The organism is Streptomyces roseicoloratus, assembly GCF_004117935.1.
Classification (GTDB): domain Bacteria; phylum Actinomycetota; class Actinomycetes; order Streptomycetales; family Streptomycetaceae; genus Streptomyces; species Streptomyces roseicoloratus.
On record NZ_SDOY01000061.1, the window covers coordinates 31,370 to 46,730 of the forward strand.

At 72.7% G+C, this 15,361-nt stretch carries 16 protein-coding genes; 9 read left to right on the top strand and 7 right to left on the bottom strand.

Going from position 1 to position 15,361, the window contains the following annotated elements; translation table 11 throughout:
- The first annotated feature begins 57 nt into the window (after positions 1 to 57).
- From ESG85_RS04995 to ESG85_RS05005, 3 genes are all read left to right on the top strand, one after another.
- Positions 58 to 597 carry a DUF5304 domain-containing protein gene (locus ESG85_RS04995; RefSeq protein WP_164986168.1) on the top strand — a complete coding sequence of 180 codons (540 nt, stop codon included), beginning with the start codon at positions 58 to 60 and terminating at the stop codon, positions 595 to 597.
- 77 nt (positions 598 to 674) lie between these two features.
- Positions 675 to 1,616: an ROK family glucokinase gene (locus ESG85_RS05000; RefSeq protein ID WP_128976792.1), complete on the top strand. Its 942-nt coding sequence runs from the start codon at positions 675 to 677 to the stop codon at positions 1,614 to 1,616.
- Positions 1,617 to 1,702: 86 nt separating this feature from the next.
- The gene (locus ESG85_RS05005) at positions 1,703 to 2,449 is read left to right on the top strand and encodes an endonuclease/exonuclease/phosphatase family protein (RefSeq protein ID WP_128976793.1); all 747 of its coding nucleotides are present in this window, start codon (positions 1,703 to 1,705) and stop codon (positions 2,447 to 2,449) included.
- Between the two features lie 27 nt (positions 2,450 to 2,476).
- Here ESG85_RS05005 and ESG85_RS05010 read toward each other — a convergent pair whose 3' ends face one another.
- Both ESG85_RS05010 and ESG85_RS05015 read right to left on the bottom strand, forming a co-directional pair.
- A complete protein-coding gene (locus tag ESG85_RS05010) occupies positions 2,477 to 3,118 on the bottom strand; it encodes a hypothetical protein (protein ID WP_425471159.1) in 642 nt (213 codons plus the stop codon).
- A 214-nt stretch (positions 3,119 to 3,332) separates the two neighbouring features.
- The gene (locus tag ESG85_RS05015; protein WP_128976794.1) at positions 3,333 to 4,151 is read right to left on the bottom strand and encodes an alpha/beta hydrolase; all 819 of its coding nucleotides are present in this window, start codon (positions 4,149 to 4,151) and stop codon (positions 3,333 to 3,335) included.
- A gap of 237 nt (positions 4,152 to 4,388) precedes the next feature.
- Between ESG85_RS05015 and ESG85_RS05020 the strand changes: the two genes are divergently transcribed.
- The 3 genes from ESG85_RS05020 to ESG85_RS05030 are packed head-to-tail and all read left to right on the top strand — an operon-like array spanning position 4,389 to position 7,074.
- Positions 4,389 to 5,120, top strand: coding sequence for a lysophospholipid acyltransferase family protein (locus ESG85_RS05020; protein WP_128976828.1), 732 nt, complete (start codon positions 4,389 to 4,391; stop codon positions 5,118 to 5,120).
- A gap of 32 nt (positions 5,121 to 5,152) precedes the next feature.
- The gene (gene macS / locus ESG85_RS05025) at positions 5,153 to 6,382 is read left to right on the top strand and encodes a MacS family sensor histidine kinase (protein WP_128976795.1); all 1,230 of its coding nucleotides are present in this window, start codon (positions 5,153 to 5,155) and stop codon (positions 6,380 to 6,382) included.
- A 44-nt stretch (positions 6,383 to 6,426) separates the two neighbouring features.
- Positions 6,427 to 7,074, top strand: coding sequence for a response regulator (locus ESG85_RS05030; RefSeq protein ID WP_128976829.1), 648 nt, complete (start codon positions 6,427 to 6,429; stop codon positions 7,072 to 7,074).
- Positions 7,075 to 7,164: 90 nt separating this feature from the next.
- Here ESG85_RS05030 and ESG85_RS05035 read toward each other — a convergent pair whose 3' ends face one another.
- The 3 genes from ESG85_RS05035 to ESG85_RS35670 form a co-directional block, all read right to left on the bottom strand.
- Entirely contained in the window at positions 7,165 to 9,036 is a 1,872-nt protein-coding gene (locus tag ESG85_RS05035) for an anthranilate synthase family protein (RefSeq protein WP_128976796.1), read from the bottom strand.
- Between the two features lie 129 nt (positions 9,037 to 9,165).
- On the bottom strand, positions 9,166 to 9,222 hold the full coding sequence (locus ESG85_RS36865; RefSeq protein ID WP_078513512.1) for a trp operon leader peptide: 57 nt from the start codon (positions 9,220 to 9,222) through the stop codon (positions 9,166 to 9,168).
- Between the two features lie 10 nt (positions 9,223 to 9,232).
- The gene (locus ESG85_RS35670) at positions 9,233 to 11,440 is read right to left on the bottom strand and encodes a peptidoglycan recognition protein family protein (protein ID WP_246094806.1); all 2,208 of its coding nucleotides are present in this window, start codon (positions 11,438 to 11,440) and stop codon (positions 9,233 to 9,235) included.
- A gap of 171 nt (positions 11,441 to 11,611) precedes the next feature.
- Here ESG85_RS35670 and ESG85_RS05050 point away from each other — a divergent pair, with 171 nt between their 5' ends.
- Together ESG85_RS05050 and ESG85_RS05055 are read left to right on the top strand one after the other, a co-directional pair.
- The gene (locus ESG85_RS05050) at positions 11,612 to 12,958 is read left to right on the top strand and encodes a class II 3-deoxy-7-phosphoheptulonate synthase (RefSeq protein ID WP_128976830.1); all 1,347 of its coding nucleotides are present in this window, start codon (positions 11,612 to 11,614) and stop codon (positions 12,956 to 12,958) included.
- A gap of 122 nt (positions 12,959 to 13,080) precedes the next feature.
- Entirely contained in the window at positions 13,081 to 13,353 is a 273-nt protein-coding gene (locus tag ESG85_RS05055) for a (2Fe-2S)-binding protein (protein WP_128976797.1), read from the top strand.
- A gap of 50 nt (positions 13,354 to 13,403) precedes the next feature.
- On the opposite strand, the gene bfr is transcribed toward ESG85_RS05055, so the two are convergent.
- Positions 13,404 to 13,880 (bottom strand): bacterioferritin, encoded by a 477-nt coding sequence (gene bfr, locus ESG85_RS05060; protein ID WP_128976798.1) that lies wholly within the window; start codon positions 13,878 to 13,880, stop codon positions 13,404 to 13,406.
- A gap of 188 nt (positions 13,881 to 14,068) precedes the next feature.
- Between bfr and ESG85_RS05065 the strand changes: the two genes are divergently transcribed.
- Complete coding sequence (locus tag ESG85_RS05065; RefSeq protein WP_374050337.1) at positions 14,069 to 14,722, top strand: sulfite oxidase-like oxidoreductase; 654 nt, start codon at positions 14,069 to 14,071, stop codon at positions 14,720 to 14,722.
- Between the two features lie 40 nt (positions 14,723 to 14,762).
- Here the strand turns inward: ESG85_RS05065 and ESG85_RS05070 are convergent, their stop codons facing one another.
- Positions 14,763 to 15,326 carry a DUF4396 domain-containing protein gene (locus ESG85_RS05070; protein WP_128976800.1) on the bottom strand — a complete coding sequence of 188 codons (564 nt, stop codon included), beginning with the start codon at positions 15,324 to 15,326 and terminating at the stop codon, positions 14,763 to 14,765.
- Positions 15,327 to 15,361 lie beyond the last annotated feature (35 nt).

Here is a 15,361-nt window from a genome sequence, read left to right on the forward strand (position 1 = left end):
TAGGGGACCCGGGACGGACATCCGGGACCCGAGGCCTGAGAAGTACAGGAGTGCGCCATGAGCGATTCGGACGCCTGGGCCGAGGCCTGCGCCGAGGACCTGGAGGCCGAGAAGGCCCGCCGCCGCGCGCGGTCCGGCGAACAGCCCGGCTCCCCGGCCGAGGAGTTCCGCAAGCTCTTCGAGGCCGTCGCCGACAAGCTCTCCGGCACCCTGGGAGGCCCGCTCGGCGGCCTCGGCGGACCGCTCGCCGGCGGCCAGGCCGCGGCCACCGTCCAGCAGGTCGTCAACCAGGCGAAGGCCCTCGTCGAGCCCGTCATCGAGCGCAACCCGCAGGTCTTCGACCACCTCGCCGCCGCCGGGAACGAACTGCTCGCCGCCTACCGCTCCGCCGTCCAGGGCCACGAGGCCCGCTGGACCCGCGGCGACACCCGCCAGGCGACGGGCGCGGCCGACGCGGAAGGCCGCCGGGACGCCGGACCCGGTGACGGCCGGAAGGACGGCGGCCCCCAGGACGGTCGGACGGACGGCGGTCCCGGGGACGGGCACGGCGGGCCCGACGACGGGTCCGGAACCGGACAGCACATCGACCTCGACTGATCCAGGACTGATCAGGAGGGCCGTCCTCCTCGGGTACGGTGGGCCGTAGCGGGGCTCGACCGAAAACTGAGGGACACATGGGACTCACCATCGGCGTCGACATCGGCGGCACGAAGATCGCGGCCGGCGTGGTGGACGAGGACGGCAAGATCCTCGACACGCACACCGTGCCCACCCCGCCGACCCCCGAGGGCATCGTCGACGCCATCTGCGCCGCGGTCTCCGAGGCCGGCAAGGGGTACCAGATCGAGGCCGTCGGCATCGGAGCCGCGGGCTACGTCGACGACAAGCGCGCCACCGTCCTCTTCGCGCCCAACATCGACTGGCGGCACGAGCCGCTGAAGGACAAGGTCGAACAGCGCGTCGGACTCCCCGTCGTCGTGGAGAACGACGCCAACGCCGCCGCCTGGGGCGAGTACCGCTTCGGCGCCGGCCAGGGCCACGAGGACGTCATCTGCATCACGCTGGGCACCGGCCTCGGCGGCGGCATCATCATCGGCAACAAGCTGCGCCGCGGCCGCTTCGGCGTGGCCGCCGAGTTCGGCCACGTCCGGGTCGTCCCCGACGGCCTGCTGTGCGGCTGCGGCAGCCAGGGCTGCTGGGAGCAGTACGCCTCCGGGCGCGCCCTCGTCCGGTACGCGAAGCAGCGCGCCGCCGCCACACCCGAGAACGCCGAGATCCTCCTCGGCCTCGGCGACGGCACCCCCGCCGGCATCGAGGGCAAGCACGTCAGCCAGGCGGCCCGCGCGGGCGACAAGGTGGCCGTCGACTCCTTCCGCGAGCTCGCCCGCTGGGCGGGTGCCGGACTCGCGGACCTGGCGTCGCTGTTCGACCCGTCGGCGTTCATCGTCGGCGGCGGCGTCTCCGACGAGGGCGAGCTGGTCCTCGACCCGATCCGGAAGTCCTTCCGGCGCTGGCTGATCGGCGGCCAGTACCGTCCGCACGCCCAGGTGCTCGCCGCGCAGCTCGGCAACAAGGCCGGTCTGGTCGGCGCGGCCGACCTCGCCCGCCAGGGCTGAGGCCGCTCCTCCGGTTCCGCGCGTTCACACCTCGGTGCCCGTCGTGCCCTCTGGGGCGCGGCGGGCACCGTGCCTATGGTGGCTCCATGGCGATCAGCGAGCTGACCGACTCCCGTACCGAGCCCGACGGTTCGGCCGTGGTGCGGATCCTCTCCTACAACGTGCGCTCGATGCGCGACGACGAGGACGCGCTCGCCCGGGTGATCCGGGCCTGCGCCCCGGACCTGGTCTTCGTACAGGAGGCCCCGCGCTTCTTCCGCTGGCGCAAGCACGCCGCCCGACTGGCCGCCAAGAGCGAACTCGTCGTCCTCGGCGGCGGCGCCACGGCCGCGGGACCGCTGCTGCTGTGCTCGCTGCGGGCCACCGTGGAGCGCACCGAGGACGTCCTGCTGCCGCTCACGCCCGGGCTGCACCGGCGTGGCCTCGCCACCGCCGTGGTCCGCCTCGGCGGTGCGCGGCTCGGCCTGGTCAGCTGCCACCTGAGCCTCGCCGAGACCGAGCGCTACGCGCAGGCGGGCCTGCTCCTCGACCGGGTGGCCGCGCTCGGCACGCCGTACACCGTCGTCGCGGGCGACCTCAACGAACGCCCCGGCGGCCGGAGCCGCACCCGGCTCGCGAAGGAACTCCAGGACGGCTGGGACGTCGCTCCCTGGGGCGCCGAACACACCTGGCCGGCCACCGCCCCGGACCGCCGCATCGACGCCGTCCTCGCCACCCCGGGCGTCGACTTCCTCTCCTGCGGCGTCCCGACGGACCTCGACCCGAGAGACCTGGAAACGGCGACGGACCACCTGCCCGTCCTGGCGGTGGTCCGTGTGCCTGCCGTTCCCTAGCCGCGATACCGGGGACTCGGCCGCTCGCTACACCACCGCGCCGCGGCCCGGGTCGTCGAAGCCGTCGTCGTCCTCGTCGTCGTGCTTCATCCGGGCCACCAGGGTCGCGAAGCCGCCCAGGAAGCCGCCCACGCACACCGTGGTGAGCCACCAGGTCATCTCCCAGCGGAACAGCACGGCCAGCAGCATCAGGACCGGGCCGCCGACCACCGCGAGCCAGGCGAACTTGGTCGTGGTGTCGGCCTCCGGGAGCGGCGGCGGCTCCGGCGGTACGAAGTGGCCCTCGTCCCCGTCCCCGGCGTCGTCGCCGGACGCGTCGGGATCGGCGAGCGAGTAGTCGCGCGGGCCGCCGCCCAGGCCCACGCCCGGAGCGAAGACCACGGACGAGCCCAGCGCGGGCCTCGCGGGCCCGTCGTCCGCCCCGGGAGCCTCCGGCTTGCGGAACTTGTCCGGCTTCTCCGTCCCGGCCGGGCCGCCGGAGGCACCCGGACCACCGGAGGCACCCGAGGCACCACCGGCACCGGAAGACTCCCCGGGCGCACTGGTCGTACCGACCGCACCGGCCACGCCACCCGCGCCACCCGCACCGGCCACGCCACCCGCGCCACCCGCGCCGGCCACGCCACCCGCACCGTCCGTGCCCGAGGCGTCGGAGTCGCCGTCGCCCACGGCGTCACCCGAGCCGCCCCGCGGTCCCGTCCTCCCGGCGCCGCCGTCCTCCTCGTCCTCCTCGTCCTCGGGCTCCGGCAGCGCCAGGTCCTCCACCGGGCGGTAGGGGCGCGCGCCCGGAGGATCGGCGGGCTCCTCGCCGTAGCCGGCGACGATCGCGGCCCAGGCCGCCTCCTCGTCGATGGGCTGCGGCTCGCGCTCCCCGTCCTGCTGCTCAGCCACCGCTCGCGCTTCCCTTCCCGGTGTCCTCGGCGCCACCGACGCCACCGACGCCTTCCGCGACCAGCTCCGGGGCGAGCCGGGTCACGAACGCCCAGCTCTCCTCGAAGATCCGCTCCATGTCATGGTCCAACGTCGCCACGTGGTAGCTCTGTTCCAGCAGGATCTCCTTGACGTCCGTCGACGACACCCGCGCGAGGATCCGCGCCGAGTCGACCGGCGGCACCACGTGGTCCTGCGGGCTGTGCAGCAGCACCATCGGCTGCGTGACCTGCGGCAGCTCGCCGTCGACGGTCCGGAAGAAGCGCCGCAGCGAGTGCGCCGCGTGCAGCGGCACCCGGTCGTAGCCGACCTCCTGCGCGCCGGCCTTGGCGATGTCGCTGGCGATGCCCTTGGTGGTGGGCACGAAGTGCCGGACGACCGGCAGCGCGTACGCCGCCAGGCCGTGCACCTTGTTGCCCGGGTTGACCAGCACGATGCCGCTGATCGCGTCGCCGTGCTTCGCCGCGAGCCGCAGCGTGAGCGCCCCGCCCATCGACAGGCCCATGACGAAGACCCGCTCGCAGCGCGCGGTCAGCTCCCGCAGCTCGCGGTCCACCTCCGCGTACCAGTCGTGCCAGGTGGTGAGCTGCATGTCCTGCCAGCGAGTGCCGTGCCCGGGCAGCAGCGGCAGCGACACCGTCAGTCCGCGCCCGGCCAGATACTCGGCCCAGGGCCGCAGCGACTGGGGGGAACCGGTGAATCCGTGACAGAGGAGGACGCCGACCTCTCCGCCCTCGTGGCGGTACGGCTCGGCTCCAGGAAGGACCGGCACGGGGTCTCCTGTTCGGGTTCGACTCCGGTCCGCGCTCTCGCGGGCGGCCGAAGCGGCTTCGGTAAGGGAAGGGTTTCACCGTACGCGACCGGACCGACACCGACCAGGGCCGTTCGCACCCCGGGGGAACGGCGGACGGACACGGGCCGCGGCGCCTGCGGCGGACCACCCGGGCCGGTACGGGATAAGGTCGTCGTGACGGCACACGGAAGGCATGGCGAGTTGATCTACGGCGCAATGAAGTTCTCCCTCGGAGGGTCCCTGAAGCTCGCCTTCAGGCCCTGGGTGGAGGGCCTCGAGAACATCCCCGCCGAGGGACCGGCGATCCTCGCGAGCAACCACCTCTCCTTCTCGGACTCCTTCTTCCTGCCGGCCGTACTCGACCGCAAGGTGACCTTCATCGCCAAGGCCGAGTACTTCACCACCCCCGGGGTCAAGGGACGGCTGACCGCCGCCTTCTTCAAGGGCGTCGGGCAGCTCCCGGTCGACCGCTCCGGCGCGCGCGGCGCGGGCGAGGCGGCGATCAGGGCCGGCATCGAGGTGATCGAGAAGGGCGGCCTGTTCGGGATCTACCCGGAGGGCACCCGCTCGCCCGACGGCCGGCTCTACCGCGGCAAGCCCGGCGGTCTCGCGCGCGTGGCGCTCGCCACCGGCGCGCCGGTGATCCCCGTCGCGATGATCGACACCGAGAAGATCCAGCCGCCCGGCAAGGTCGTGCCCAAGCTGATGCGCCCGGGCATCCGGATCGGCAAGCCGCTCGACTTCAGCCGCTACATGGGCATGGAGGGCGACCGCTTCATCCTGCGCTCGGTGACCGACGAGGTCATGTACGAGATCATGAAGCTGTCCGGCCAGGAGTACGTGGACATCTACGCGACCGCCGCCAAGCGGCAGATCGCGGAGGCCGAGAAGGCCGCCAAGGAGGCCGTCAAGGCCGAGATCGCGGCACGGGAAGAGTCCGGCGCCTGACGCCTGGGCCGGCGCAGTCGGGGGTGGGGAACATGGCCAGGCGTGAACGTGTCGTGCGCATGTCGGTCGAGCAGCCGCTGTGGCGCGCGGTCACCGCGTACCGCGTGGGCACGATGGTCTACGCGGTGCTGGTCTTCGTCTTCGGACGCGAGCGGTACGAGCGGCCGTGGATAGCCGTCGCCTTCCTCGCGGCCCTGGGCGTGTGGACGCTCGTCACCCTTCCCAAGGTGGCGAACGCGGCGGGCTGCAGCAAGCGCTTCCTGGTCGCCGACCTGGCCGTCGCGCTCACCGGCATCCTCCTCACACCGCTCGCGGACCTCGACGCGCGGTCGACCGACCACCCCACCCTGCCGACGATCTGGACCGCCGGCACCGCCCTGGCCTGGGCCCTCAGGGGCGGCTGGCGCTGGGCCGGCTTCGCCTCCTCGCTCGTCGCCGTCGCCAACATCATCGAACGCGGCTCGCCCAGCCGGGACACCCTCCACAACGTGCTCCTCGTCTGGGTCGCCTCCATCGCCATCGGCTACGTCGTCGAGGTCGCCCGCGCCTCCGAGCGCACCCTCGCCCGGGCCCTGGAGATCGAGGCCGCGACCCGCGAACGCGAGCGGCTCGCCCGCGACATCCACGACAGCGTGCTCCAGGTCCTCGCCATGGTGCAGCGCCGCGGCACCGCCCTCGGCGGCGAGGCGGCCGAGCTCGGCAGGATGGCCGGCGAACAGGAGGTCGCCCTGCGCACCCTGGTCGCCGGCGGTCTCACCCGAACCTCGCACGTCTCCGAGGACGAGTCCGAGGGCGCGGTCGTCCGGATCGTGGAGGTCCCGGACGCCGAGGAGACCGAGGGCGCCGAGCTCGACCTGCGCACCCTGCTCGCACCGCGCGCCGGGGCCCGGGTCACCCTCGCCGACCCGGGCGCGCCCGTCGTCCTGCCCGCCCCGGCCGCCCGCGAACTGGCCGCGGCCGTCGGAGCCGCCCTGGACAACGTGCGGGCGCACGCCGGGGACGGGGCGCGGGCCTGGATCCTGGTCGAGGACTGGGGCGACGAGGTGATCGTGACCGTCCGGGACGACGGGCCCGGCATACCCGACGGCCGGCTCGCGCAGGCCGAGGGCGAGGGCCGGATGGGCGTCGCCCTGTCCATCCGGGGCAGACTCCGGGACCTCGGCGGCACCGCCGAGCTGATCTCGGTCCCCGGACAGGGCACCGAAGTGGAACTGAAGGTCCCGCGCGCGCCGCGGGAACGGGGGAAGGCAGGAGCGAAGTGAGCGAGCGGGAACAGAACGAGCAGCCGCAGCGGCCGGTCCGGGTCATGGTGGTCGACGACCACCCCATGTGGCGGGACGCCGTCGCCCGCGACCTCGGCGAGGCGGGCCTCGACGTGGTCGCCACCGCGGGCGACGGCGAGCAGGCGGTGCGCCGCGCCGCGGCGGCCGACCCGGACGTCCTGGTCCTCGACCTGAACCTGCCGCTCAAGCCCGGCGTCCAGGTCTGCAAGGAACTGGTCGGCGCCAACCCGCGACTGCGGGTCCTGGTGCTCTCCGCGAGCGGCGAGCACGCCGACGTCCTGGAGGCCGTGAAGTCGGGCGCCACCGGCTATCTGCTGAAGTCGGCCAGCACCGAGGAGCTCATCGACGCGGTGCGCCGCACCGCCGTCGGCGACCCCGTGTTCACCCCGGGCCTGGCCGGTCTGGTCCTCGGCGAGTACCGGCGGCTCGCCTCCGAGCCCGGCCCGGCGCCCGGCGCCGACGAGCCGAAGGCCCCGCAGCTCACCGAGCGCGAGACCGAGGTGCTGCGGCTCGTCGCCAAGGGCCTGAGCTACAAGCAGATCGCCGAACGCCTGGTCATCTCGCACCGCACGGTGCAGAACCACGTGCAGAACACCCTCGGCAAGCTCCAGCTGCACAACCGGGTCGAGCTGGTCCGCTACGCCATCGAGCGCGGCCTCGACGACGCCTGACCGGGCCCGCCCGGCCCCGGCCCGCCCGGCCCCGGGACTCCAGGGCCGGGACTCCGGGGGCCGGGCGGTCTCTCGGGACCACGGCGCGGCTCAGACCAGCACGCCCGCGAGCAGCGAGGCCGTCACCGCCGCCCCGTCCGTCGTCAGCACCGACTCCGGGTGGAACTGCACGCCCGCGAAGCCGGGGCCGCGTAGCGCGTGCACCTCGTCGGTCGCCGCGTCCCGGCTCACCTCGATCCGGTGCAGGGCCAGTTCGGTCGCCGTCCGCTCGTCGCAGCGCGCCGTGAAGCTGTTGTAGAAGCCGGCCGTCCGCTCCTGCCCGAACAGGTCGATCCGCACCTGCGCGCCCTGGAACGGGGTCTGCTTGCGGACGATCTCCAGACCCAGCTCGGCCGCGATCAGCTCGTGGCCCAGGCACACGCCGAGCACCCCGTGCCGGTGACCGCGCAGCAGCTCCGCCGTCAGACCGCGCAGGAAACGCATCTTCGGATCGGCCGCGTCCCGCGGGTCGCCGGGGCCGGGGCCGAGCACCACCGGGCCCTCGTGCGCGAGCGATAGCTCGGGCAGCCCCGGCTCGTCGTAGCGCAGCACCGACACCTCAAGGCCCGAGGACCGCAGCAGATGCGCCAGCATCGCGGTGAAGGTGTCCTCGGCGTCGATCACCAGCGCGTGCCCGGACAGCTCCGCGGTCCTCGCCTGCATCTTCAGCCAGAACGGCGCCAGGTCCGCCCGCCGCGCGTCCAGCGCCGCCCGCACCCGCGGGTCGTCGGCGAGCCGGGCCGGCGCCGGCGCCGCCCCGTCACCCGGCCTGCCCTCCCGTACGCCCAGGGCCGTCAGCACGCCCGCCGCCTTGGCGTGGGTCTCGGCGACCTCGCCCGCCGGATCGGAGTGCCGCACGAGCGTGGCCCCGACCGGCACCCGCAGCGTCCCGTCCGCCGCGATGTCGGCGGTACGGATGAGGATGGGGGAGTCGAGGGTCTGCGCACCGTTCCCGTCGGTGCCGAGCAGCGCGAGCGCGCCCGCGTAGTAACCCCGGCCGCCGACCTCGTGCCGCTCGATCACCCGGCAGGCGTTCTGCAGCGGCGAACCGGTCACGGTCGCCGCGAACATCGTCTCGCGCAGCACCTCGCGCACGTCCAGCGAGGAGCGGCCGCGCAGCTCGTACTCGGTGTGCGCGAGGTGCGCCATCTCCTTCAGCCGCGGCCCGATCACCACGCCGCCCCGGTCGCCGACCGTGCACATCATCTTGAGCTCCTCGTCGACCACCATCGACAGCTCCTCGGTCTCCTTGCGGTCGGCCAGGAACGCCAGCAGGTCCTCCGGGGTCGGCACGGCGCCCGCCGGGTAGCGGTAGGTGCCGCTGATCGGGTTCATCACGACCGTGCCGCCGGACATCCGCACGTGCACCTCCGGGCTCGCGCCGACCAGGGTGCGCTCTCCCGTGTGGACGACGAAGGTCCAGTACGCGCCCCGCTCGCCGGTCAGCAACCGCCGGAACAGGGCGAGCGCGTCGGCCCGGCCGAAGCCCGGGATCGCGCCGGTGAAGGTGCGCCGGACGACGAAGTTGGCGCCCTCGCCGCGCCCGATCTCCTCCTCGATCACCCGCCGCACGATCCGCCCGTACTCCTCGTCGGAGACGTCGAAGCCGCCGCCCTCCACCCGTACGGCACGATCCGGCAGTTGGGCGAGGGCGTCGGCGAGCGACAGCTCGTAGGCCTCCTCGGCGACCAGGACCGAGAGCGGGGTGCCGTCGTCGCGCACGTCGAAGCCGCGCTCGCGGATCTGCCGGAACGGCACGAGCGCGAGCGTGGGCAGGTCCCGTACGGGCAGATCGGCGAGCCGTTCGGCCTCGTGCACGGGGCCGGTCAGCACCTCGACGGTGTCGTGGTCGCGACCGGGCGTGCGGCGGCGCAGCAGGGCGAAGGGAGGGGCGGAGTCGTCGAGGAGGCGGGAGAGGTCCATGGGGCGTGTTCCTTCCGGGAGCCAGGGCCGGGAAGCCCTTGGCGGACGGGGTTCGGAGAGGAACGGCCTTCCGGATACGACGAAGGCCGCCCCTCGGGCGGCCTTCGCGTGGTTTCGGTGTACGCGTAGTCAGTGGGCCGCCGGATGAGCGGTCCACCACCAGTTCTGGGTCGTCTGCGCGAACATGCCCCGCACTCTAACCCACCGTCGGGCCGGTCACCGCCGGAATCCGCTCCACCTGATCGGCGCGTACCCACGCGAGCCGGTGGTGGTAGCGGATCGGGACGTACGTGACGGTGCCGACGACGTTCCGCTGGACGGAGCCGAACCAGTCGTCGCCGTTCACCTCGGCGCCGGCCTGCGCGTACTCGCCCGTGAGCGCGTACCGGGTGAGGTGGTCGGGGCTGTCGGCGGGCGCGGGGAGGCCGGCGGCCGCGTAGGCGGCGGCCTCGGGGAAGGAGCGGCCGTAGATCCGTGGCGTCACCCCGGGCCTGGCGCGCACGCGGACCGGCGCGGACGTGACCGGCACGGTGTACCGCCCGCCCGGGTTGTGGAACCAGGCCTTCTTCCCGGCGTACCAGACGGCGGTCCAGTCGGCCGACTGCTCGGCGACCACGTAGGCACCGCCCGCGCGGATCTTGTCCGCCCAGTTCGAGGCCTCCGTCCACAGCGCGGAGAAGTACGGGTCGCCGAGCGGTGCCGCACCGGCCGACGGGCCGGTGTACAGATAGCCGAAGTTGGCGGGCCGGGGCGGGACCGGGCGGCCGCCGGACGTCAGCGGCGGCTGGTTGTCCGCGGTGAACGGCGGGACGAACCGGACGACCTGGCCGGCCGTCAGCGACCGGGCCGCCGCAGCGCTGCCGTCACCACCGTTCGAGCCGGTCGCGCTGCCCGGGCGGGTCGTGGTGTCCGGACCGTTCGCGCCGGCCGGGCCGGCCGGGCTGTCCGCGCCGGTCGTGCCGGCCGGGCGGGTCGTGCCGTCCGGACCGTCCGTGCTGCCCGGGCCGCCCTCGTCCGCGGGCGCGTCCATCAGGGCCATGAAGTGGTTCCAGTCCCAGTACGGGCCCGCGTCCCAGTGCGTCCTGCCGCTGTGGCCGTCCAGCTGCACCGGCACCTCGTCGTGCCCGATGACGTGCTCGCGGTCCAGCGGGACACCGTACTTCCCGGCCAGGAACCGCACCAGGGCGGCGCTCGACGCGTACTGCGACTCGGTGTACCAGCTGCCCTCCTTGAGGGCGTAGCCCTCGTGCTCCACGCCGATGGAGTGCATGTTCAGCGTCCAGTTGCCGGCGTGCCACGCCAGGTTCCGGTTCTCCACCATCTGGGTGACCAGGCCGTCGGAGGCGCGGACCAGGTAGTGGGCGCTGGCCTTGACGGCCGGGTTCGTGAGGGCGGCGAGCGCACCGTCGTAGCCGCCCTCGGTGTCGTGGATCACGATCCGGCGGACGGTGACGCCCTGGTGCGGACGGTCGGCGGGCGTGTAGTTGCGGGTGCCGTCCGCGGCCGTGCGCGAGGGCACGAAGGTGCACGCCAGACCGGGCGGGCACTCGGGAACGGGAGCCGTGGCGGCGGCCGCGGGCACGGCGGTGAGCGGCAGCCGCGCGGGCGGGACCGGCCGCACCGACGGGTCGGCCGGCAGCACGATCAGCTCGCCGTCCGTCGTCCGGCCGCTCTCGCCGGTCCTGACCGACGCGAAGACGCGCCGCGCGAAGAGCTCGGCGCCCGCGCGGTCGGGCGACTGGCCGTAGCGCGCGACGGCCGGGTACCAGGCGCCGGGCGCGTCCGCCGGTCCGCCGCCGGCCTGCCGCCGGTAGTGGGCGAGCAGCGCCGCGCCGGCCCGGATGCTCTGCACCGGGTCCCGCTTCACGGACTCGGCGGAGGCGCCGATCAGCGCGGCGGCCGCGTCGGCGGTGTGCAGCCGCGGATCGCCGGTGTCGACGGCCCGCTCCGGCAGGGCGGCAAGAGCCCCGGCCGGGTCGGAGGTCCGCTCGGTCTCCGGGCGACCGCTCCCGTCGAGATGCGCGAGGCGCGCCCTGGCGTCGGGCGCCTCGATGTCCTCCGGGTCGACGTCGGTCAGCCCCATGACGTTGTACGCGCCGGTCATGCTGGGCTCGCCGTCGTGCGACTCCCAGCGGGTCTGCCGGTACGAGACCGCCATCAGCACGCTCCGCGGCACGTCGAACTCGCGCGCCGCGTCGGTGAACGCCGTGCTCAGCGAGGGCGCGGGCCGGCCGCGCCCGCCGTTCCCGCCGTCGTCCGCCGCCCCGCCGCCGCGGACGGCGCCGGGTGCGGCGACCGCGAGCGTGCCGATGGCGGCGCCGGCGACGACGCCCGCCAGCGTGCCGTACAGCAGGCGTTTCCTCGTGCGGTCCTGGCGGTGTCTCTTGAAGTGTCTGCGGATCACACCCATCCCTCGGTTCCGATGTGGGGAGAAGGGCCGGGAAACCGGCAGCGCTGTTCAACGCGCGGACCCGCGGAAGGTGTCGCGGCGCATGTCCGTATGGCGGGTCCGCGTCTCAGCAGCTGGGCAGAGGGACGAGACGGGGCGAAGACCCCGTACTGTTGTCGCGTGACCGTGAACGCTGATACCCACGCCGTCGCCAAGGCGACCTGGCGAGACCTGCCCGCGGCGCAGCAGCCCGAGTACCCCGATGCCGAGGCTCTGCGCGATGTGATCGCGGACCTCGAGTCGTATCCGCCGCTCGTCTTCGCCGGCGAGTGCGACCAGCTGCGCGCCCGGATGGGAGCCGTCGCCCGTGGCGAGGCGTTCCTGCTTCAGGGTGGCGACTGCGCCGAGGCCTTCGACGCCGTGTCCGCCGACCACATCCGAGCCAAGCTGAAGACCCTGCTCCAGATGAGCGCCGTCCTCACGTACGCGGCCTCCGTGCCCGTCGTCAAGGTCGGCCGCATCGCCGGGCAGTACTCCAAGCCCCGCTCGAAGGGGACCGAGACGCGCGACGGCGTGACCCTGCCGACCTACCGCGGCGACTCGGTCAACGGCTTCGACTTCAACGAGAAGGCCCGCGTCCCGGACCCCGAGCGCCTGAAGCGGATGTACAACGCCTCCGCGTCGACGCTCAACCTGGTCCGCGCCTTCACCACGGGTGGCTACGCCGACCTGCGCCAGGTGCACGCCTGGAACCAGGACTTCGTGAAGTCCTCCCCGTCGGGCCAGCGCTACGAGCAGCTGGCGCGCGAGATCGACAACGCGCTGAACTTCATGAAGGCCTGCGGCACCGACCCGGCCGAGTTCCGCGCGGTGGAGTTCTACGCCTCGCACGAGGCGCTGCTCCTCGACTACGAGGGCGCGCTGACGCGTACCGACTCGCGCACCGGCAAGCTGTACGACACCTCCGGCCACATGGTCTGGATCGGTGAGCGCACCCGCCAGCTCGACCACGCCCACATCGAGTTCGCCTCGCAGATCGCGAACCCGATCGGCATCAAGCTGGGCCCGACGACCACGCCGGAAGAGGCGCTCACCTACATCGAGCGCCTGGACCCGGACCGCGAGCCGGGCCGGCTGACCTTCATCGTCCGCATGGGCGCCGACAAGGTCCGCGACCGGCTTCCCGAGCTGGTCGAGAAGGTCACCGCCTCGGGTGCGACGGTCGCCTGGGTGACCGACCCGATGCACGGCAACACCTTCGAGGCGGCTTCCGGCCACAAGACCCGTCGCTTCGACGACGTCCTGGACGAGGTCAAGGGCTTCTTCGAGGTCCACAAGGAGCTGGGCACCCACCCGGGCGGCATCCACGTCGAGCTCACCGGTGACGACGTCACCGAGTGCGTGGGCGGCGGCGACGAGATCTTCGTCGACGACCTGCACCAGCGCTACGAGACGGCCTGCGACCCGCGTCTCAACCGCAGCCAGTCGCTGGACCTGGCGTTCCTCGTGGCCGAGATGTACCGCGATCAGTAAGTAGGTTCCTACGACAGTGGGGCGCGGATCCTTGTGATCCGCGCCCCACTGTCGTATCGGGGACTTTTGCGCCCCCAAGCCGCCGGGTAAGGTTAGGTTAGCCTTATCGATCTCGGCGGGAGGTGAACCGCGTGTACGTCTGCTCGTGTTTCGCAGTGACGGAGAAGCAGGTCAAGGCGCACGCGGAAGCCGGCGCCTGCACCCCCCGCCAGATAGCGTCCGCCTGCAAGGCGGGTACCGACTGCGGCTCGTGTGTACGACGCATTCAGGCCATTCTCGGTCGCGGCACCTGCCCCCGCCGTGAGCTCGTGGACCAGGGCATGCCGGCCCTGGCGTCCGAGGTCACCGCGATGACCGAGACCGCCGAGGTCACGGAGCTCCGCGAAGCCGCCTAGGCTCCCCGGAGCCGCCTGAGGCTTCCTTCCGGATCGGTGCCGGGCCGGCCCTAGCTCGGCTGCTCGATCAGGGTGGAGCAGTACAGCGCCTCGCCCAGCTGCACGATCAGCTCCAGCTGCGTGTCGAGGTAGTCGATGTGGTGCTCCTCGTCCGCCAGGATCTCCTCGAAGAGGTTCGCCGAGGTGATGTCGCCCTTGGCGCGCATGACCTCGATCCCGCGCTTGAGCCGGTCGATCGCCTCCACCTCGACCTGGCGGTCGGCCTCGAACATCTCCTTGACCGTCTGGCCGACGCGGACGTGGAAGAGCCGCTGGTAGTTGGGCAGGCCGTCGAGCATGAGGATCCGCTCGGTCAGCTTGTCCGCGTGCTTCATCTCGTCGATGGACTCTTCGCGGGTGTACTTGGCGAGCTTGGTCCAGCCCTTGTTGTCCTGGATGCGGTAGTGCAGCCAGTACTGGTTGATGGCCGTCAGCTCGCCGGTCAGCTGCTCGTTGAGGAACTCGAGGACCTCGGGGTCGCCCTGCATCGCTTCAGGATCCTTCCACGCATGTCGGTGCCGCCACTGGGCAGGATGGCCGCATCCTCGCAGCACGCACGGGTGACGTCCAGTAAGTGCAGGCTTACTGTGGGTTGCCTAAATTGTCAGAATATCCACGGGGATGGCGAGGCATGGCTGGTCATGACCACCCCTCGCGGTCTGTCACCATGGATGACATGGGTCAGCCGGAGGGCGGAGCACGCCGGGAATCAGGAATGGCGGTTTCGCCGGATCTTCCGCCGGATCTTCCGCCGGGGCAGCGGCTGCAGCGCGGATGGCCGGTGACCCACTACGGCCCCGTTCCCCGGTTCAAGCCGGAGCGCTGGGAGTTCCGGGTCTTCGGTGCGACCGCCGACGGCGACAAGCGCTGCTGGAACCACGAGGAGTTCTCGGCGCTGCCCTTCGCCACCGTCGTGGCCGATCTGCACTGCGTGACGAAATTCAGCATGCTCGGGGCCGAATGGGGCGGTGTGCCCGCCCGAACGCTCCTGGAGCTCGCCCCGCCGGCGCCGAACGTCACCCACGTCATGGTCTGGGCCGAGTACGGCTACAGCGCCAACATGCGGCTCGCCGACTTCGCCGCGGAGCACACGATCTTCGCCACCCACAAGGACGGCGAACTGCTCACCGCCGAGCACGGCTTCCCCCTGCGGCTCGTCGTGCCGCACCTGTACGCCTGGAAGGGTCCCAAATGGGTCCGGGGCGTGGAGTACATGGCCGCCGACCGGCGCGGCTTCTGGGAGGAGCGCGGCTACCACAACGTCGGTGACCCGTGGCGGGAGCAGCGCTACTCGTACCAGGAGGAGCCGGGCGACGGCCCCGAGCTCTAGAATTCCGGCGTCCTCGCGGCCGTCCCGCCCTCGGGCGCCGTCAGTGGTGGTACTGGTGGACGACGGCGTGGCCCTTGCCGCGGCCGATCATCCACTTGTTGACCGGCGTGGTGATCACGAAGGCGGCGGCCAGTGCGATGGCGAGCACGATCCAGAACAGCGGCTCGGTCAGATGGGCGTCCATGGCGCCCGGCCACAGGGCGATCACGCCGTTGTCGATGATCTCCATGACGGTGATGGACAACGTGTCGGCGGCGAGCGCCACCTTGAACGCGGTCCCGAAGTCGACGCCGGCCTTCAGGATGCCGCGCAGGGTGAGGGCGTAACCGAAGAAGAACGCCAGGACGATCGCGAGCGCCATCGTCGGGACGTTGCCCCAGCCGAGCGCGGTGCCGATGATCATGCCGAGCACCTCGCCGATGGCGCAGCCGGTGAGGCAGTGGAGCGTCGCCTGCGCGGCCGTCGACCAGGACACCTTGCCGTGGCCGTGGCCGTGCTGGTGCTGGTGGTGCTGGTGACCCTCATGGGTCTCGTGGTGTCCGGGGGTCTGGTGCTGCTCGTGCTGCTCGTGGTGTTCGTGGTGGGCGTGCGCTTCGTGCTGCATGGTGCCCCCAAGTCCGGGTGACGGTTCCTCCGTAC